The organism is Mammaliicoccus sp. JADD-157, from assembly GCF_049310805.1.
GTDB classification, from domain to species: domain Bacteria; phylum Bacillota; class Bacilli; order Staphylococcales; family Staphylococcaceae; genus Mammaliicoccus; species Mammaliicoccus lentus.
Genome location: NZ_JBMOVZ010000005.1, coordinates 22,949 through 42,986, shown reverse-complemented (window position 1 = coordinate 42,986; position 20,038 = coordinate 22,949). Strand labels below are relative to the sequence as shown.

The window sequence follows — 20,038 nt, the reverse complement described above, 5'->3', positions numbered from 1 at the left end:
TATTTGTTAAAATATAGGACATGTAAGTTAACGAGGTGAATTATGAAAAAACATGCGAGACAATTAATTATTAGTAATATGGTTTATTTATTGGAAGATTATCACTTTGACGAAATTACAATAAAAATGTTGTGCGCAGAAAGTGGTATTAACCGTTCAACTTTTTATGCCCATTTCAAAGATAAATATGATACATATGATGAAATCCAAAAATATCACATGAGTAATTACGAAAATTTAATGGATAATATTGAACTATCTATTATTGAAGAACCAGCCAATAGAAGGAAATATGTAAAACGGTATTTTACAAATGTTTTTTATTATATTTTGAAATACCAAAAATTTTTCTACAGTGTCTTAGTTTTACATCCTGAACGAGATTTTATCATTAACTTTATCAAGCTTATAAAAGACAGAATTGAAAAACTCATTTCTAAAATCGGTACATTACAAGATGCCAACTTCTTTCTTGAATATACAATTGGTGGACAAATCGCATCTATATATAGTTGGTTACGTGACGGATGCAAAGACTCACCTGAAAAAATGGCAGATATTATGTATAGAAACATCTTAAGAATAAACAGATAAAAATTAATGCTCCTATTTCGTTTGAATTTTAATTAAGGAAATAGGAGCATTTATATTAGAAGCTAGATAAACCAGTCTCTTCTTGTATTCTATATAATAGTTTCTTCCACAGGGATTCATCTTTATATTCATCATACTGTGCAGTGTATGAATGTTCATTATTAATCCATGCATCATTAAATGTTGTAGATAATTTTTGAAACGCAGGATCATCCTGTTTACCTTGAATTATAATATCAGTTTCCAAATTGTAATCATTAATATTTCTTCTAGTTAAATTGGATGAACCTAATATCATCGTTGCATCTTTATTTTCATGTTGTTCAAACAATAAATATTTAGAATGAAATTGTTCCCCATTGCTTAAAGCCCATTTCACTTTAATATTATTATTTGTTCGATTAATTAATTCACTAGCTACCGGTTTATTAGGCACGCCTGGTTTTTCTTTACCAAAAGCTTCCTTATTAATATCTAAAATAATTTTAATATCTACATTTCTTTTAGATGCTTTTATCAGTTCTTTAACAACATCATGGTCAGATAAATAGAACATACCTATTGAAATACGGTCTTTGGATTGTACTTTCTTAATGTTACTAATGACCTTTTCTTTAATTTTACCTTCTGTAGCCAATTGTACAGTATAACGTGCATTATCTTTCCAACTATTATGATTGATTTTAAAATCTGATTCGTCATATTGAGCACCGCTCATATTTATAGCAGCAATCTCAGATTTTATGAGTGCCTTTTGAATCGGTCCAGACACTCTTACACCGATATTTTGATGATAACCACTTGAATCGTGGGGGTTGCTAGAAAGTATCATCCCATGATTTTCAGTAACAAGTGTTTTTCTGTGATTGGCTTTCATATTTAATAACTTTAAATAACTTCTAACAGTAACATTTGGTGCTTCTCCACTGAGAGGGTTAGGCAACTTACCTTTCTCACTATTACCAAACCATTGAAATAATGTGCGATATGCACCTGAATAAATGGGATTAGAATCTCTTAACTTACTTAAATTTGTGTAACGTACATCTATATTATGATTCTTTAAAGCTTTTATATTATCAGGCGTGTATGAGCCATAAAATGTATTGATAGGGTCTGTTAATATTATGATTCTAACATTTGGATTCTCTTGTTTTTTCTGAATTAAAGAATCTGTAATCCGTTTTGATATTGGTGGATACTTTTTGTATCCAGTTTGATAACCATTGAATAAAAACATATCCATTATAATAAAATCATTTGCTTCTTGAATGGTTTCATTGACTTTATCAAATATTTCGTGATCGTAATGCATTTCATTTCCGGACTTATATGATAAATCAGTTAATAGTTCTACATCATCTGTTTTAGTCTCTGAACTTAATTTTGATACTCCATGAGGTAAGGGCTTAAATACGTTATAAATACTGACTGCTATAATCGTGAATATTATTATATATAAACTCCATAAAATATAATGTTTCTTAAATTTACTTCTTTTCTTTTTATTTTTTGTAGATTTTTTTCTTTGCTTTAAATTATTTTTACTCTTCACATTTTTTTTCTTTTTATTTGCCAAATTTATAACCCCCTCTCCTTTTATTTTTATTATATCAAAATATAATTGACAGCGATGGATTACTTTGGTATTTTTATTAATATTGAATTTTTCAGAATTTTTAGAGAAAATACATAGGAGTGAAGTAAATTGACAGAAGCATTAAGACCTTTCCGTGCCGACCATGTTGGCAGTTTATTACGCACAGAACCTTTAAAAGAAGCTAGAGAGAAATATTTTGAAGGTAATCTATCTAAAGATGAATTAAAAAAAGTCGAAGATGAAGAAATAAATAAAATAGTCGAAAAACAATTAGAAGTCGGTTTAAAAAGTATCACTGATGGAGAATTCAGACGTGCTTATTGGCACTTTGACTTCTTAGAAAATTTAACAGGTATTGAAGATTATGAGCCTGAAATTGGACTGACTTTTAACGGTGTAGAAACTAAAAAGCACGACGTAAGAGTTGTTCAAAAAGTTGAATTTAATCCTAATCATCCACACTTTGAACATTTTGAATATTTACATAAGCAAGTTGATGGTAGAGCTGTAAGTAAAGTGTCTATTCCAAGTCCAAATCAATTATTTCACCCAAATATTTTAAACCACGATATTTATCCTGATATTCATGATTTTGCTAAAGATGTATCAGAAGCTTATCGTCAAACTATTTTAAAATTTTATGAACTAGGTTGTCGTTACTTACAAATTGATGATGTTTATTGGGCTGGATTAGCAGCAACAAAACAACTTATCAAGAATAGAGAGCGTACAGAAGATGAAAAAGCAGAAGCGATTAAATTAGCCGCTAAAGTAGTGAATGATTCATTGAGAGATCTACCAAATGACCTATTAATTACTACTCATATTTGTAGAGGGAATTATCAATCTTCATGGGCAATTAGTGGTGGATATGAGCCAATTGCAAAAGAGCTATTCACAGAAAAATTACAAGGTTTCTTCCTAGAATACGATGATAATCGTTCAGGAGACTTTGAACCTTTAAGATATTTTGATAGAGACGATGCTTATATCGTTCTAGGATTATTCACTTCTAAAACTGGTGAATTAGAAGATAAAGAGAATATACTAAATCGTCTTGATGAAGCGACTGAATATGTATCGAAAGACCAACTATGTTTAAGCCCACAATGTGGCTTTGCTTCAACTGAAGAAGGTAATATCTTAACAGAAGAAGCACAATGGAAAAAGTTAGCTTATATTGTTGAAACAGCAAAAGAAGTATATGGCGAACTATAATAACAACAATTAAAAATGTTTAACTATTTCATTTAAATAATGCTCCTAACCCTTTATTTTAATTAAAGGATTAGGAGCATTTATTTTGAGTATGAGATTTATATTTCGCTTTTTTGCTATTTTATTCAATGGATTCAAATGCATACTTTTTAATTGCTTCTTCGTATTGGGGGTAATCTTCTAACAATTCTTCTTGAGTAAACAATTCGAATTTTTCAAATTGAAAACCTGGTGAACACATACAGCCTACTAATGCAAAATCATTATCGCCTTCAACAGTTGATGCAAATATTGTATTTTTAGGTACAAGTGCTTGTAACACATCACCATCTTGAATATTAGGCCCTACTTTTACTTGTTCATAAACGCCATTGGAATGAATCATGTGCACAGTTAATGTTTGTCCTGCATGATAGTACCACACTTCATCTGATTGAATACGATGAAAATGAGATATGTTATCTTTTTCTAATAAAAAATATATACTCGTATACATCGCATTTTGGTCATCCAAAGTATGACTAGATTTAATAATTTCTTTATAATAGCCACCTTCAGGATGAGGCTCTAAATTTAGCATATCAATCCATTGTTCTTGATTCATTTTTATCTCTCCATTTATAATTCAACGTTATGATAAACTTGTTGAACATCTTCTAAGTCTTCAATAGCATCGACTAATTTTTCAAACGTTTCTAAATCTTCTTCAGATAATGTTACTTCAGATTGTGCTAACCAAGATAATTCAGCAACTTCGAAGTCCTCTACACCATTATTTTTTAGTACAGTTTGGACTTGAGCAAATTGATCAGGTTCAGCATAAACAATTGTTAAATCTTCTTCTTCAATAACATCTCTAACGTCTAAATCTTCTTCCAATAATAATTCAAAAACTTCATCAGTAGATTTACCTTTAAATGCAAATACTGCTGTGTTATTAAACATGTATGCTACTGATCCAGAAACACCCATATTTCCACCATTTTTACCGAATGCAGCTCTAACGTCACTTACTGTACGGTTAACGTTGTTTGTTAATGCATCTACAATAAGCATTGAACCACTTGGACCAAAGCCTTCGTATCTTAATTCATCATAATTTTCTTCTGAACCGCCTTTTGCTTTTTCAATAGCTCTATCTACTATATGTTTAGGAACAGAATACGTTTTAGCTTTTTCCAATACGAATTTTAAATTTTGATTAGCCTCTGGGTCTGGCTCACCTGATCTAGCTGCCATGTATATTTCACGGCCGAATTTCGCGTATATTCTACTCGTATTTTTATCTTTTTGGGCTTTTTTTTCCTTAATATTATTCCATTTACGTCCCATAATTCCATCTCTCTTTCAAAGTGAGTTATTTTAACATTCTTATTATACAATATTGCGCTCATCTCGCAAAGTTTACCGTTTTATGTAAAAAAAGTGAGATTGAAAAATCTTGATAAAAGTAAACTTTTAATTTTGCCATATACTACCATTATAATAAAATAGACTGAGACATGTAATTTTGTCTCAGTCTAATTATTTAATCTCTCAAAATACTCGCTAATCTAAGTATATGCATGATGATGTTAAGTAAGTTTATAAATAAGTTAAATCCCATTTCTCTCGGTGAAAATTGACCTCTTTTCATTCGATTGAAATCGTACACTGTATATAATAGGAATAAACCAATTCCAATAACTGAAATAATTGTATGGAATATAGGATTATTTAAAAATATACCAATAAAACTAGCAATAACTAAAGCTACTAATGTAACAAATAAATATTTTCCCAATCCCGCTGCATTATCAATCATGAAGTAACCTAACACACCAAAAGCAGCAAAGGCTCCTATAGCTAACGCGATATTACCATAAAATGCTTGAGTACCTAATGTTCCTAGGTAATACATAAACGATGTATAAGATAATATACCAATTAAAAATGCGAATAGATTTGATATTAATCCGCCAAATTTTCTAGATGATTTTGTAAATAAAGAAATCATTATCATAGCGAATAAACCTATTGTTATAGGTAGATATAATGCTGGTGGCACAAACTGACCTAAATATGTACCAATTCCAAAAATTACCCAATAGTATAAAAAATACAACCAAGTTTTTCGAATTGATGAACCTCGTGATTCTATTTCTTGATATGTACCGTAGTTATGTTCATAACTCAATTTTTATCATTCCTTTTATAAAGTATTATTCATATTTTACATGTTAGACCTTAACATATCAAACGAGTTGATTGATTCAAATTTGTAATATTCAATCAACAACCATATATTACCATATTACATATATACCCCACCATCACAGTTACTATGCATATAAATATTTTTCAAAACAATATTTAATATTATTGTGTTTTTATTACAAGATGATTACATACAGTACACAGGTTTTTATTTTTGTTACTATTTATCTATCGAGGGATTTATATATTAGCTATTAGCTTTATGCTTTATAACATAATATCGAGATAACAAGGAGGATAAGCCTTTGAAAAAATTTGCATTCGCGGTAACAGCAGTTTCAGGTGTTGCAGCAATCGCCGCTCATAACGATGCTGAAGCTTCTACTCAACACACTGTCAAAAATGGTGAGTCATTGTGGGCTATTGCAGATCAATATGGTGTGTCAATAGATCAACTGAAATCAAGTAACAACATTTCAGGGAATATGATTTTTCCTGGACAAGTCATTACTGTAAACGGAAGTAGTTCAGCTGGAGGAAGTGGTTCACAAGAAACAGCAACTTCAGGTTCTACATACACAGTTAAAAATGGTGATTCTTTAGAAGTAATCGCCCAAAAACATGGTGTTTCAGTTGACCAACTTATGAAATCAAATAATTTACAAGGTTATATTATCTATCCTGGTCAAACTTTAAAAATTGCAGGTGGTAGTGGTAGTGATACAACTGCACCTTCTGACAATACACCACCTTCTCAAACAGGCGGTAATCAAACATTTAATGACCAAAACTTATACGACTGGGGACAATGCACATATTATGTCTTTGACCGCAGAGGTCAAGCTGGTAGTGCAATTAGCACATACTGGGGAGACGCAAAATATTGGGCTGGCGCTGCACAAGCAGACGGTTTCCGTGTAGATAATACACCAGCTGTTGGTTCAATTATGCAATCAAGTGCTGGTCAATACGGTCATGTTTCATATGTAGAATCTATTAATGCAGATGGTAGTCTACTTGTGTCTGAAACAAATTACAATACACCACCGGGTGTAACAGACTACAGAACAATCCCTGCATCTGAAGTTTACAACTATTCTTATATTCATTAATATATTGAACGAGTCATTGAAAAAGGCTGAGGCATAAATACATGTCTCAGCCTCTTTTATTATAATGGCAGTAGCTGACTGGATTGAAAATGCGCTTATATCAAGCTTTTTCCAACCCTAGTCATCCTTGCCGGGGTGGGACTACGAAATCTATTTATTAAAATGAGATTTCTGTCCCATCCCTTTTTTAATTTAAATTAAAAAGCACACTTTCAAGTTACAATTGAAAGTGTGCTTTCCTATTTTTATACAAATAGTACGCAAATATGATAAATAATAAACGATAGTATTATTGATACTGGTAATGTAATAATCCATGTAATAATCATTCTCTGAGCTGTAGTCCATTTAACACCTTTAACGCGTTGAGAAGAACCTACACCTAAAATTGATGAAGATACAACATGTGTTGTTGATACTGGTAAATGAATAAACGTCGCACCAAAAATGACAAATGCTGATGATAAGTCTGCTGCAACACCATTTGCCGGACGAATTTTCATAATGTTACCACCAACAGTTTTAATGATTTTCCAACCACCTACTGCTGTTCCAAGTCCCATTGCGGTAGCACAACTTACTTTAACCCACAATTCTATATCAGTTGTAGATTGTAGATTAGCTGAAATAAGCGCCATAGTAATAATACCCATTGCTTTTTGAGCATCGTTTGTACCGTGTGAGAAAGCTTGTAAAGCTGCTGTACCAATTTGAATAAATCTAAAGTTTCTATTTGTTCTTGTTAAGTTATTATTTTTAAATACAACTTTAAAAATGGAATACATCGTAAACCCGACAATAAAAGCAAGAATTGGAGAAGCAATTAATGCTAATATAATTTTAGAAAATCCTTGGTAATGTAATACGCCGAACCCTGCCGAACCGATTGCAGCTCCAGCGATAGATCCAATTAGAGCATGTGAAGACGAACTTGGAATACCAAAGTACCAAGTTATCAGATTCCATGCTATTGCTGAAAGCAATGCTGCTAAAATAACAATCGAACCATTTTCTAATTTGAATGGGTCAACGATATCTTTTGCAATTGTTTGGGCAACACCTGTCGCCATTAAAGCTCCGATAAAATTCATTACTGCTGCTAATAATATGGCATGTCTTGGTTTAAGTGCCTTTGTAGATACTGCTGTTGCGATAGCATTGGCTGTATCATGGAAACCATTAATAAAGTCAAAAAGTAACGCACATACAACAATAGCTACGGTAAGAATGAGTAAACTATCCATTTTTTAAACTCCTTAGCTATTTTTCATAATGATTTGTTCAAGTTTGTTTGCTACTAATTGACATTTATCTGCTACATCTTCTAATGATTCGTAAATATCTTTTATTTTTATTAATGTTACAGGGTCTGTTTCACTGTTGAAAATGTATTTAATAGATTGTCTTAAAATACCATCACAGTTAGTTTCATATTCTTTAATGTTGATTGAGTGAACGCGAATATGTGAGAATTTCTTCTCTGCTACAAGTGACACAGCAATTGCAATTTCTTTTACTGCTGCTTGAATGTTCTTAACGAATTCTGCCATGTAGTCATCAGAATAACTGATAGAGTACATTTCAAACATTGCTGATGTTTCTTCCATTTCATCTAAAACATCATCCAATGCATCACAAAGTTCAAGAATATCTTCTCTTTCAATTGGTGTGATGAAAGTTTGATTTAAATCTGTAATCATTTGGTGCATTAAATCATCACCATTTGATTCATAGGCTTTTATCTTATCTGAATAAGCTTTCAAATCGAAGTCAGAGTCAAAATCCATTTCTCCAAATTCAACAGATGCGCGGCTTAAATTCTCAGCTATAGCTTCTAGCTGTATACCAAACTTATCCTTTTTCTTATTAAACATTAATAATCCTCCCAAAATATACATCATAATTTACGTAATTACTCTTCCATTGTACTCTTTCAAATTGAATTAAACCACTATTTATTAATGTATTTTTAAATTTTTAAGTTCTTTGTAAACTTTCTGAAAATACAATGTTTACATTGATTTTTTATAACATAAAAAAAGACTAATGGCAAGCATTAGTCTTGAAAACCTTTATAACGCGCGTTGTATAACACGTTTAGAATGTATATAAGCAAGTACTCCAAAGAGAACATATATTAAAGAGTATAGTGACATAACAATTAATACTGGTGTGTAGAATGATTCTCCCATAAAGAACCAACCTGATTTAGCAGCAAAATAACCATGACACAAACCGATAATAAGTGGTAATGCAAAGTTAAAACTAATTTTCAATGCTATACCACGTGACATATCTCTTGAAGTATAACCAAGCTTTCTTAAAATCTTGTAATTTGAAGTTTCATCTTCAGTTTCATCAATTTGTTTAATATATATGATACAACCCGTTGATAGTAAGAAAGCTATTCCTAAGAATCCTAGCACGAATAACATTAAACCTAATGTGCTTTTAGAATTTTCATATATTTCATTGTAAGATAAAGCACCGCCATTTTCATCTTTTGCTACCTTAGCGAATATACTTTCAGCTTTTTTAATATCTTGTTTATTTTTTAAATTAATACCATATTGATCATTATAACTATCATTTTTAGCTTCATTCTTTTTCATTTCATTGAATGTATCATCTGAAACAACATTAACAGGACTATTAAATGAAACTATACTTGCTAAATATTTATCATTATTAATTGATTTAACTTTTAATTTTTTCGTTTCATTATTTACCTTATAAACAATTGGCTCTTTATCATCTACTGTTACAACTTTATCTAACATATCACTATAACCAACTATTGCAACTTCATCATTTTTTAAATTTATATCTTTAAAATCTGAAGCTTTTGCAACAACAGTCGGAGAATTAGATTGTTGACCTTCCATATCATTTCTAGCTTTAAATACTTTTGAATCATCTAACTTATAGAACGTCACATGGAAATCATGAACTTTATATGGAATACCTTCGTTTTTAAGTTCTTCTTTAAATTGTTTCGCTTTGTCTTCTTTAATGAAGATATAGTCATCTGGTGATGTATCACGAGCAGTTTCTGCTGCATTATAATATGAAATGTAACTTAAAGATAAGAGCCCTACTGCTAAAGCTGAAACAATTGCGATAATTGTAAGAGATAAAGCATTTGTTTTCATTTTATGCATAATAGATGAAGTTGATACAACATCTGTAACAGTTAACATTCCTCTTTTATACTTACGTATCGTATTGAATATTAAAGATATAGAACATCTAAATAGTAAGTAAGCACCTACTATTGTTAAGAAAAGTATAGTTAACATTCTTGTATATAAATCGATCATACCCTTAGAATTATCAAATAATACACTTGATAAATAATAACCACTAATAATCATAATGATACCTATTGCACCGAATATAAGCTCGTATAATTTTATTTTTTTAATTTTAGTATCCGTTGCATGATGTTCATTCATTAAAGTTAAAATTGTTTTTCGTTTAATGAAAATATAGTTTTGTATAGATATAATAATGTAAATAACAATCATTAATATTACAGTTTGTAAAAGTGCTTGTATACTAAAATCTAAATGTGCTTCTTGATTTACTCCAATTATTTTATAAAGTATCATAAGTAAAATTTTTGATGAGAAAAATCCTAAAATAGTACCTGAAATAACTGTAAGTGCAAATAACACTAGATTTTCTAAAGCGAATATTTTAAATACTTCACGTTTAGTCATACCTATTAATTGATATAATCCCATTTCTCTTGATCTTCTTTTTATAAATAATTGGTTTGCATATAATAAGAAAATCACAATAATAACAGTTAATAATGTTATTCCAATTTTAATACCTGCGTCTGGCTTAACGCCAGATTGTAGGCCTTTTAAATCATCTGAATACTTTAAAGTTACAAATCCAAAGAATAACATGACGCTCATCGTAATTGAAAAAACATACATACTATAATGCTGGATACTACGTCGTAAGTTTTTAATGACGATTTGATTAAAGCTCATTTACGACACCACCTAACACACTTTGTGTTTTGATGATTTCTTTATAGAATGTTTCTCTATCATCGTCTCCTTTATAAAGTTCAGAATAAACTTTACCATCTTTTAAGAAAATAACACGATTAGAATAACTTGCAGCTACCGAATCATGTGTAACCATTACGATTGTTGCACCAGTTGTTTGATTAAGTTGATCCAACTTATTAAGTAAATCTGAAGCTGATTTAGAATCTAATGCACCTGTCGGTTCATCAGCAAATATTATAGATGGTTGTGCTATAAAAGCTCTTGCTGCAGAAGTTCTTTGCTTTTGACCACCTGAGATTTCATTAGGATATTTGTTTTGGATATCTAAAATACCTAATACTTTACTAACTTCTTCGTATCTTTTATATGCTTCTTTTTTAGAGATTTTTTGAATTGTTAATGGCAACATAATATTTTCTTGAACAGTTAACGTATTTAATAAATTGTACTCTTGGAAAATAAAACCTAATTCTTTTTTTCTAAAGTTCGACATCTGTCTGTTATTCATATTTTGTAGTTGATTACCATTGATTTCAATTTGTCCACTAGTTGCGTAATCGATAGAACTTAATACGTTAAGTAACGTTGTTTTACCAGAACCAGAAGGTCCCATTATGCTAATAAATTCGCCTTTTTCTACTGACATATCTATTTGTTTTAAAACTTCTTGTTGATTATTTTTAGAACCATAAACTTTTACTAGTTGTTCGGTTTTTAATATGCTCATTTTCAAAACTCCTTTAAATTTGTTTATGGTTTAATATTAATCGTTTACCGCTTCTAAATCCTTCGATTCATGATACAATTTGAACTTACAAAGTGACATTATTGTCACTTTGCAAGTTCAATTGTTGTAAACATATTCGGATTAGGGAAAATGAGAAGGACTTTTGTACCTTCGCCGTATGTTGATTTGACATTCACTTTTATACTTAGTCCTTCAGCTATTTCTTTCACAAGATATAATCCCATGCCCGTCGCAGTTGATTCCCTTTGATTCGTTGTAGAAGTAAAACCTCTTTCAAAAATTCTTGGTAAATCTCTTGCTTTTATACCTCTACCTTTATCTTCTATTACTAAATAAGTTTGACCGTGTTGTTCTCCAGATTTAATCAATATATCACTATTTTCAGTGTATTTTAAAGCATTACTTATAATTTGTCTCAAGATGGTACGGCACCATTTTTCGTCAGTATAGACTTCTGTATTATCTATTTTTATATCGTAACCGACACCTTTGGCAATGCTTATATTTCTACCATGCTGAATTTCTTTTATGACCATATTTTTCAGATTAAAGTGTCCAAAGTAAAAGTCATTAGATTTAGAAGTTAATCTTCTAATGTATAATTGTTGATCGAGTAAGTAATCGATACGACTCCACTCATACAATAAATCTTGCTTTAACTTTGTGTCTTCTATTTGATCTAACAATAATTTCATAGCAGTGATAGGTGTCTTCACTTCATGAATCCATTCTAATAAATCATTTTTAGTTTGCTTAAGTTCTTTATTCTGTTTATGAATAGTTGAACGACTCGTTTCTTCATAATCTTCAATATAGTTAAATATAATTTTTTCATAAGCAGAATGTTGTAAGTCTTTATGTTCCATTTCTTTTAGAGACATATTCGACTTTAAAGCATGATAAAACCTTGTTTCTCTTGAATAGATTAATAACAAAAAGATAACAAATAAAATAAGATTAACGCATATTAAATATTGAGCACTTTTTACAGATATCGCTACATCAAGCCAAGAAGTGATGAGAATCACAATTTGCATAGCTATAAAAAATATTATCCACGGCCATCTTTCTTTTAAAAACTGTCTAAGCATCCTATCCCTCCGGCTCGTGGGCAATATAACCCTTGCCTACTTTTGTTTCAATTAAATCATTTAAACCAATGTCCGTTAATTTTTTTCTTAGTCTATTAACATTTACTGTTAAAGTATTATCACTAACAAATTGCTCATCATCCCACAATGCGGTAATAATTGTATCTCTTGTTACGATTTCATTTTTATGATTAAGTAAAATTTCTAATATAAACATTTCATTTTTAGTAAGTGATATTTCAATATCATTTTTTTCTATAACATGCTTACCATAATCTACACGAGCTTTATTCCATAATTTCACACGAGGTTCTTCTTTATTATACTGATAGACCCTTCTATATATTGCCTGTAATTTCGCAACGAGTACTTCTGTGTGGAATGGCTTTTGTATAAAATCATCTGCACCTAGTTCCATACTCATGACTTGGTCCATAGGATGGTCTCTAGAAGATAAAAATATTATCGGCACATTAGATTGTTGCCTAATCATCCGACACCAGTAAAATCCATCATATTTAGGTAATTGAATATCAATAATAACCATTTCTGGTTCTATTTTTTGATACTCTTCAAATACTAAACTGAAATCATTAATACCATGAACAGACCAACCCCATTTCTCAAGTTGAGTTTGCATCGCTTTAAATAGTGTTTCATCATCTTCTATAATTAATAATTCCATTCTATCCCTCTACTTAGTATATTTTTTTGATTCTCCTGCCTCTGAACGTAATTGAAAATCTTTAATTCTACAATCAATCTCAAATCCTTTTAATGTAACATTATGAATAGGTGCTTGAGATAAATAATAAATCCCCCAAGGAATTCTAGGTATATAATTAAATAAATGAACCATAAATTCATTCGTTTCTTTAAAACGTCTAAATTCTAAAATGCCATTATCTTCGTACATATTTACAGCTAGTGTGCCGCCTACTACTTTAAATTGTATTATATCATCACCAATATCATGACGTTCTCTTTGTAATTGTAATAATGGTTTATTACTATGCTTAAAATAAATATAATAAGTATCTTTGTAATGTTTAATCCTTACAAGCGTGCCACTTGTTTCTTCTAACCATTCAAAATAGTATTCCATACCTTGTTCTAAATTCCATGAATACGGTAATGGCATACGATGTACACTTCTAACATCATCATATTTCGACCTTTGCAATTCAATAGAAACAGCAGGTCGTTTAATAGATTGTTCTGTTTCGATAACTTCTGTACCGTATGATTTTAAAGTTTGAATTGTTTCTTGATCAAAAGGAGAGCCTGTAATATATATGATTTGTTTAACATTATTTGCTTTACATGCTCTTGCCATATTATCGCTAGCTATAATGTTTAAATTTCTTGCATTACTTTGAGTTAATTTTGCAGATTTTTTATTTGGATCTAAATAATATATTGCAATATCTATATCTTTTAATGCTTCTATCATATCTTTCAAAACAAAAATATCGCATTTTCTCCATAACACATCTTCTTCAGTCATATCTTCTTCATATTTTGTAATAGCATATAAATTGCCTATATCTTTTAAAGTATGAATTAAATGTTTACCTATATATCCTGAACCACCAGAGATTAATACATTCGGTTTCATGTTGAAACACTCCTTTATTAACGGTCTTTACACATATGTTATACTGATTATAACTTTAAACTTTAATTACCCTAAATATAACACTGATTATAAATAATAAATAGAAATAGGAGATATTTTATGGAGGAAATCATTCGAGAAATTAGAATAAATGACGTTGAAAATTTCAACCAATTATTAGATAGCGTTATTAACCAGTCAGAATATCTTTTGTTCAATCCTGGTGAACATCAAATTTCTATACAAAACCAAACATTATTTTTAGAAGAGATGATTACTACAAGTAATTCTACTATAATCGTTGCTGAACTAAATGATGTCTTAATCGGTTATGTTACTATTCAAGGCGGTCGTACACATAGAAACCAACATTCTGCAAAATTAGCAATGGGTCTATTACCAACATTTAGAAATAAAGGAATCGGCTATAAATTACTACAAAAATCTGAGTCTTGGGCGATGGAAAGACAACTCCATCGATTAGAGCTAACAGTTGTTACAGAAAATGAACCCGCCTACCGCTTATATGAGAAGTTTGGTTTTAAAAACGAAGGTAGAAAAAAAGATACTTTGTATTTTAATGAAAAATATTATGATGAATTTGTAATGGCTAAGCTTTTATAAATTCATCCACCTATATAAAACTAACAGGCTAAGACAATTATTTGTCTTAGCCTGTTAGTTTTTATTTATCTTTTTTTACAACAGTTTCAGATTCACGCTTTGTATTATTTTCATATGGTGACTTATTAGTGTTCGCACCTAAGAACATCATTACATTATTATAATTTTTCTTAGCTTCTTTTAAGTTCATATGAAATTGATATTGGTGACGTAATCCGTGTGTACCATCAAAGAATGTTGTTGTTGTTTGAACATTATATTTTTTTAGTACATCGTTAAATTCTCTATTTTGTGGGTCAAATGGATCTGCATCCCCTACTGTTAAAAATGTAGGAGGATAATTATCTGTAATCTGTTCAACTGTAGATAATTGATTAATTTGAGAAAAGTTTCTTTCCCATTCTTCAGAGCCTGTGTAACTTGTCATAAATAAATCAATTCTAGGAAATTCCGTACTTCTAACAGTTTGCATATTATATAAACCACCGAATAATATAACGCCTTTAAGGTATTTACGTTTAACTGTTGGTTTCATTTCCATTTGTTGTCGTAATTTTGGATTTGTTTGTAGTGCAACATATTGACTCGCAATCTGTGCACCGGCTGAGTCTCCACCATATACGATTTGGCTATGATCAATGTTAAATTTGTTTCTATTTTTGAGTGTATATTTTGTAGCTTGATCTAATTGTTGTATAGGCGTTGGGTATCTAGAAGCTGGTGCTAACGCGTAATTAACATTCACAATAATATATCCCTGCTCTGCAATTTGCGCTAAGTAAGGATTTTTATGCCTTTTATCGCCAGCTATAAATCCGCCCCCATGCGTCCAAAAAATAACAGGTAATTTTTCACCTTTTTTAATATTGGATGGTGTTATTATATCCATTTGGCTATTTGGAGCTTCGTGCCCATATGCCACATCGCGTGAAAGTTGAACTTTTTTGTTATTAAGTAGCAACTGGTTTGCCTTTTGAGCTTGCAACTGCATTTCACGTTGTTTATGTTCTTGATATTTGTTATAGATATAGAAACCGCTTATAACAACGATGATCGCCACTATTAAAATAAACAATCGTCGTTTCTTTCTTTTCATATGTTCACTTCCTCATGTAAGAAGATAGTTTAACATATACAATAATTTTATGCGATATGTTTTTTGTTGTCTTTTTTTCGTAAAATATACTTAAATAATATAGCCGCACAGATAACTAAACCTATAACACCCATAGCTGGATATAATTTATCGATAAGTGATGAGAACCCAACAAAACTAAGTCCATAAGCTGCTACCATTGCGATAGTAAGTAATACAATATATTGTTTAGAAAAAGGCACTGTAAATCTAGCAGTAAATGAATACATTAACCCTAATATTGTGTTATACATTACCATTAACATGATAATCGATAATGCTAAACCAACTATTGGAGAAATGGTTCTAGCTAAGGCTAAAGTTGGTATTTCTACTCCAATAATGTTTGGGTATTCTGATAGTAAACCTGAATTGATTAAACCTAATAATACTAAATAAATAACACCGCCGATAATTCCACCTAAACCTGAAATTTGTCGTTTATCAGCATCGCCACCTATAGCGACTAAAGTACTAAATCCTACTGAAAATGCTAAACCACCGTAAATAAATCCTTGTAAAATCCCCCATAATAAACTTGGTTGTTTTACAGTTGAATTTATATCACTAATGCTTACATGGCCATTCACAAAGAAATAGCCTGCAATAATTAGAATGACAATGATTAAGAATGGTGTTACGACACCCAAAGCTTTAACTATTTTATCAAAATCTAATAATAATGTTATATATATAACAATACACATTATTAATGCCCCTAACCATGTTGGGACGCTGAAACTTTCTTCAAATGCAGAGCCTGCGCCAGCAATCATCGTGACAGATATACCAAATAAGAAAAAGATTAATACATAATCAATCACGACACCGAATTTTCCGAATAAGTAATTAATAGTTGAGCTATGGTCATCAGCATCTAACGCCGTACCAATTTTCGCGACTTGTCTACCAAAGAAGGCCAACATAATCCCTGAAATAATAACGCCTATGTATCCATATAAGCCATAATGAGTGAAGAATTTCATGACTTCTTGACCAGTAGAAAATCCTGCACCTACCACGACTCCGACATAGGCAAAACCAATTTTAGTTGCTTCTTTTACATTTGACACAAATGTTCCTCCTCATTTAATTGAATCAACATATAATCTTATACCCACTGTTTTTTAAAATATTCATTAAGATTAAGAAAACCTCTTACTTATGTAAGAGGTTTTATATTTTTACATTTATTGTTCACTTTTACTTTCTAAACTTTTGCTATAGTTAGCTCTTGTAACTGTGAAACCAACAATTACAACTAATGCTAATAATACAATAGCGAACCAATAAGACTGATGTAATCCAATAGTCATCGCTTGGTTTACATCTTCTGTTGTAGGGTTTTTAATGCCTTCTAAAGCTGCAGTTTGCCCACCGTTCATAATACTCACAAATACTGCAATACCTAATGCTCCACCTATTGGTTGAAGCATATTAGATACAGCTGTTCCGTGTGGATACATTTCTTTAGGTAACGCATTTAAAGCATTAGTATTAGCAGGCATAAGTACAGCTGATATACTGACCATCAATATAATATAAACAAGTACAAATACCCATACCGATATACCTGGATGAATGTTTGCGTAAAAAATAGACACACCTAATAATAAAAGTAATCCTGGTACAACTAGTTTTCTTGGCCCAACTTTATCAAAAATAGCTCCCATAAACGGTGAAAGGAAACCATTTAACAATGCACCAGGTAATAGAATGAGACCAGCTACTTTTGCACTAAAGCCCATCGGACCTTGTAGATACATAGGCATTACAATTTCCGAAGCAAACATCGTCATAATAACAGCAACGAATATGATAACGCCTTTAGTATAATTATGATATTTAAATACTCTTAAATCCAATACTGGCTCTTCAAGTTTAAATTGTCTTAAAACAAATAAAACGATTGAAATTGCGCCCACGATCAACGTAATGTAGATGGCTGGATTCGTAAAACCACCTTCAATTGAACTAACTGATGAAACGCTGTATATGATACCAGCAATACCTACTGTAGACATTACAATTGATGCAATATCGACTTTTGGTTTTGTAACCTCTCCTACATTTTGTAAATATTTATAAGCAAATATAAATGTAAATAACATAAATGGAAGAACAATTAAAAATAACCATCTCCAACCTAGGTAATCAACGATAACTCCCGATAACGTTGGGCCTAATGCTGGAGCAAACATTATAACTAAACCAAATTGACCCATAATCTTCCCGCGTTCACTTTCTTTATAAAGCATCAGCATGGCGTTCATAACAGTAGGTATCATAAGTCCCGTACCTGCAGCTTGAACCATTCTTCCGACTAATAACATTGGAAAATTCAATGCCAATCCCGCAATTAATGTTCCAATTGAGAATATAACAACTAACCCTAAAAATAGTTTTCTTGTGGGGAACCACTGGTTAACGATTGCTGATAACGGCGTTAACACACCCATTACCAACATGAAACCAGTTGCCATCCATTGCACAGTTGGTGCATCTACATTAAATACAGACATTAGCTCTTTTAATGCTATATTCAAAAGTGTTTCATTTAAAATCATAAAAAATGTTCCCACTAGGAACACTATCATTATGATTCTTCTCTTAAATTTATTATCCATGTCTTTCTCCTAATTTTTATTTTTTTAACTTTCCTATGATGCCATAAAAAATAAACCTAGTCAATTGACTAGGTTTAAGCGTTATTGAATTTAGACAGTTGAGAAAAATCAACTACAACTTGATCCATACGCTTAGCAGTTTCTTTCATTATGTTTCTTGCTACTTTATTTTCTGGATCTAATTTTAAAATTTGTTTACTTAAGTCAAAAGCTTGTTTATCAGTCAGCAAAGGTTCAGGAATAGCATGTAATAAAAGCATCTGTAACAAACTCTTCACTTCCTTATGTTCTGTAAGAATCATAGAACGCTCTGCATGATAATAAGCTGTATGGAAAGCACCTTCATGATCACTATATGGATATACATGTAGAAGAAATGCTAAATCGTGTAATTCATTCGTTTCTTCTCTTTTTATGCAATCGAGTATAAAAGTATAAAACATTGTACTTTCATCTTCATGAGCTGCTGAAATAAAGTGTTCTTCAAATTCTAAGAAATCCACTTCGGACATCAATCTATATGCAGTATCAAATTCGCCACTTAATATATGACCTTTAATCAAATCTTTCATTCAATGTCCTCCTTCTCTCTATGCAACATCTATCGAAGTTAACTCTCAATTTTATGGTTAAAAATATTATAACACGTTTTTATTATAAATACTTTCAAAAACTGGTATATTTTAAATTTTAAAATAAATATGATGGTGATATTTGCATCTATGATTAAATCTTGCAGAACAGTGCGGACATACCTCACTTAACATATAATCATTAATGGACAATGTTTGATTACAGACACCACACAAAATTGCATGTTCATCAAATTCATCTTTTTCCCATCTTATTATTTCATGATTTTCATTTTCATTATGACATTTATAACATGAATAAAACTTATTACAGCATTTAAATTTTATTGCTATGATATCAAGTGGCGTATGGTAATGTGTACACCTCGACTCATCGTCAACAGTTAAACCGTGTATGTTAACCATGTGTACCTCCTCAATTTATAATATTTAAAACTTCTCATAATAAAGTATACTTTGTCAATTTTATACGCTTTGACTTTTAATGTTTTATGTTATATATTTATATATGAACACATATTCATATGAAAAGGAGTACACTATGACACAATCTAATTTATTAGATGAAGAAACATTATTATTAGTTTCTCAAACATTCAAAGCATTAAGCGATCCAACTCGCGTAAAAATATTGCATTTACTATGTACTGGTCGTCATTCTGTAGGCTGTATAGCAGAAACACTTTCTTTAAGTCAATCTTCTGTTTCTCACCAACTTAGATTTTTAAAAAATTTAAGACTGGTTAAATTCGATCGCGAAGGAAAAAGTATTTATTATTCTATAGATGATGACCATGTGATTTTACTGCTAAAGCAAGCTATAGAGCATGCTAAACATTAAATATATTTGGGGG

Annotated in this window: 21 protein-coding genes; 5 read left to right on the top strand and 16 right to left on the bottom strand. The window is 30.8% G+C overall.

From position 1 onward, the window contains the following. Positions 1 to 42 precede the first annotated feature (42 nt). Positions 43 to 594 carry a TetR/AcrR family transcriptional regulator gene (locus ACO6VN_RS12610; RefSeq protein ID WP_194201459.1) on the top strand — a complete coding sequence of 184 codons (552 nt, stop codon included), beginning with the start codon at positions 43 to 45 and terminating at the stop codon, positions 592 to 594. A 55-nt stretch (positions 595 to 649) separates the two neighbouring features. On the opposite strand, the gene ACO6VN_RS12605 is transcribed toward ACO6VN_RS12610, so the two are convergent. Then, entirely contained in the window at positions 650 to 2,173 is a 1,524-nt protein-coding gene (locus ACO6VN_RS12605; protein ID WP_422404760.1) for a phospholipase D-like domain-containing protein, read from the bottom strand. A gap of 129 nt (positions 2,174 to 2,302) precedes the next feature. Here ACO6VN_RS12605 and ACO6VN_RS12600 point away from each other — a divergent pair, with 129 nt between their 5' ends. After that, complete coding sequence (locus ACO6VN_RS12600; RefSeq protein WP_422404759.1) at positions 2,303 to 3,412, top strand: 5-methyltetrahydropteroyltriglutamate--homocysteine S-methyltransferase; 1,110 nt, start codon at positions 2,303 to 2,305, stop codon at positions 3,410 to 3,412. Positions 3,413 to 3,533: 121 nt separating this feature from the next. On the opposite strand, the gene ACO6VN_RS12595 is transcribed toward ACO6VN_RS12600, so the two are convergent. The 3 genes from ACO6VN_RS12595 to ACO6VN_RS12585 form a co-directional block, all read right to left on the bottom strand. Continuing rightward, on the bottom strand, positions 3,534 to 4,016 hold the full coding sequence (locus ACO6VN_RS12595) for a cupin domain-containing protein (RefSeq protein WP_422404758.1): 483 nt from the start codon (positions 4,014 to 4,016) through the stop codon (positions 3,534 to 3,536). Positions 4,017 to 4,030: 14 nt separating this feature from the next. Beyond that, a complete protein-coding gene (locus tag ACO6VN_RS12590) occupies positions 4,031 to 4,744 on the bottom strand; it encodes a YebC/PmpR family DNA-binding transcriptional regulator (RefSeq protein ID WP_016998920.1) in 714 nt (237 codons plus the stop codon). A gap of 196 nt (positions 4,745 to 4,940) precedes the next feature. Next, the gene (locus ACO6VN_RS12585) at positions 4,941 to 5,588 is read right to left on the bottom strand and encodes a Bax inhibitor-1/YccA family protein (protein WP_135031185.1); all 648 of its coding nucleotides are present in this window, start codon (positions 5,586 to 5,588) and stop codon (positions 4,941 to 4,943) included. Between the two features lie 325 nt (positions 5,589 to 5,913). Here ACO6VN_RS12585 and ACO6VN_RS12580 point away from each other — a divergent pair, with 325 nt between their 5' ends. After that, a complete protein-coding gene (locus tag ACO6VN_RS12580) occupies positions 5,914 to 6,720 on the top strand; it encodes a LysM peptidoglycan-binding domain-containing protein (RefSeq protein ID WP_194201455.1) in 807 nt (268 codons plus the stop codon). Positions 6,721 to 6,965: 245 nt separating this feature from the next. Here ACO6VN_RS12580 and ACO6VN_RS12575 read toward each other — a convergent pair whose 3' ends face one another. From ACO6VN_RS12575 to ACO6VN_RS12545, 7 genes are all read right to left on the bottom strand, one after another. Continuing rightward, positions 6,966 to 7,964, bottom strand: coding sequence for an inorganic phosphate transporter (locus ACO6VN_RS12575; RefSeq protein WP_064205079.1), 999 nt, complete (start codon positions 7,962 to 7,964; stop codon positions 6,966 to 6,968). 12 nt (positions 7,965 to 7,976) lie between these two features. Next, a complete protein-coding gene (locus tag ACO6VN_RS12570; protein WP_016998473.1) occupies positions 7,977 to 8,594 on the bottom strand; it encodes a DUF47 domain-containing protein in 618 nt (205 codons plus the stop codon). Between the two features lie 198 nt (positions 8,595 to 8,792). Then, positions 8,793 to 10,724, bottom strand: a complete 1,932-nt coding sequence (locus tag ACO6VN_RS12565; protein WP_135021012.1) for an ABC transporter permease — start codon at positions 10,722 to 10,724, stop codon at positions 8,793 to 8,795. Then, positions 10,714 to 11,475: an ABC transporter ATP-binding protein gene (locus tag ACO6VN_RS12560; RefSeq protein ID WP_016998475.1), complete on the bottom strand. Its 762-nt coding sequence runs from the start codon at positions 11,473 to 11,475 to the stop codon at positions 10,714 to 10,716. Before ACO6VN_RS12560 ends, ACO6VN_RS12565 begins: the two co-directional genes overlap by 11 nt. A gap of 104 nt (positions 11,476 to 11,579) precedes the next feature. Beyond that, a complete protein-coding gene (locus ACO6VN_RS12555; RefSeq protein WP_016998476.1) occupies positions 11,580 to 12,587 on the bottom strand; it encodes a sensor histidine kinase in 1,008 nt (335 codons plus the stop codon). A 1-nt stretch (position 12,588) separates the two neighbouring features. Beyond that, complete coding sequence (locus tag ACO6VN_RS12550; protein ID WP_016998477.1) at positions 12,589 to 13,272, bottom strand: response regulator transcription factor; 684 nt, start codon at positions 13,270 to 13,272, stop codon at positions 12,589 to 12,591. A 9-nt stretch (positions 13,273 to 13,281) separates the two neighbouring features. Further along, positions 13,282 to 14,205 (bottom strand): NAD-dependent epimerase/dehydratase family protein, encoded by a 924-nt coding sequence (locus ACO6VN_RS12545; protein ID WP_016998478.1) that lies wholly within the window; start codon positions 14,203 to 14,205, stop codon positions 13,282 to 13,284. 120 nt (positions 14,206 to 14,325) lie between these two features. Here ACO6VN_RS12545 and ACO6VN_RS12540 point away from each other — a divergent pair, with 120 nt between their 5' ends. Then, positions 14,326 to 14,829, top strand: coding sequence for a GNAT family N-acetyltransferase (locus tag ACO6VN_RS12540; protein ID WP_194201449.1), 504 nt, complete (start codon positions 14,326 to 14,328; stop codon positions 14,827 to 14,829). A gap of 61 nt (positions 14,830 to 14,890) precedes the next feature. On the opposite strand, the gene ACO6VN_RS12535 is transcribed toward ACO6VN_RS12540, so the two are convergent. The 5 genes from ACO6VN_RS12535 to ACO6VN_RS12515 form a co-directional block, all read right to left on the bottom strand. Beyond that, positions 14,891 to 15,925 carry an alpha/beta hydrolase gene (locus ACO6VN_RS12535; RefSeq protein WP_194201448.1) on the bottom strand — a complete coding sequence of 345 codons (1,035 nt, stop codon included), beginning with the start codon at positions 15,923 to 15,925 and terminating at the stop codon, positions 14,891 to 14,893. A 47-nt stretch (positions 15,926 to 15,972) separates the two neighbouring features. Next, positions 15,973 to 17,037 carry a hypothetical protein gene (locus ACO6VN_RS12530; protein ID WP_194201447.1) on the bottom strand — a complete coding sequence of 355 codons (1,065 nt, stop codon included), beginning with the start codon at positions 17,035 to 17,037 and terminating at the stop codon, positions 15,973 to 15,975. A 117-nt stretch (positions 17,038 to 17,154) separates the two neighbouring features. Then, positions 17,155 to 18,591: an MDR family MFS transporter gene (locus ACO6VN_RS12525; RefSeq protein ID WP_194201446.1), complete on the bottom strand. Its 1,437-nt coding sequence runs from the start codon at positions 18,589 to 18,591 to the stop codon at positions 17,155 to 17,157. 74 nt (positions 18,592 to 18,665) lie between these two features. After that, a complete protein-coding gene (locus ACO6VN_RS12520; protein ID WP_016998483.1) occupies positions 18,666 to 19,163 on the bottom strand; it encodes a hypothetical protein in 498 nt (165 codons plus the stop codon). Between the two features lie 111 nt (positions 19,164 to 19,274). Next, the gene (locus ACO6VN_RS12515) at positions 19,275 to 19,589 is read right to left on the bottom strand and encodes a CHY zinc finger protein (RefSeq protein ID WP_194201445.1); all 315 of its coding nucleotides are present in this window, start codon (positions 19,587 to 19,589) and stop codon (positions 19,275 to 19,277) included. A 136-nt stretch (positions 19,590 to 19,725) separates the two neighbouring features. Between ACO6VN_RS12515 and ACO6VN_RS12510 the strand changes: the two genes are divergently transcribed. After that, entirely contained in the window at positions 19,726 to 20,025 is a 300-nt protein-coding gene (locus ACO6VN_RS12510) for an ArsR/SmtB family transcription factor (protein WP_082892515.1), read from the top strand. Positions 20,026 to 20,038 lie beyond the last annotated feature (13 nt).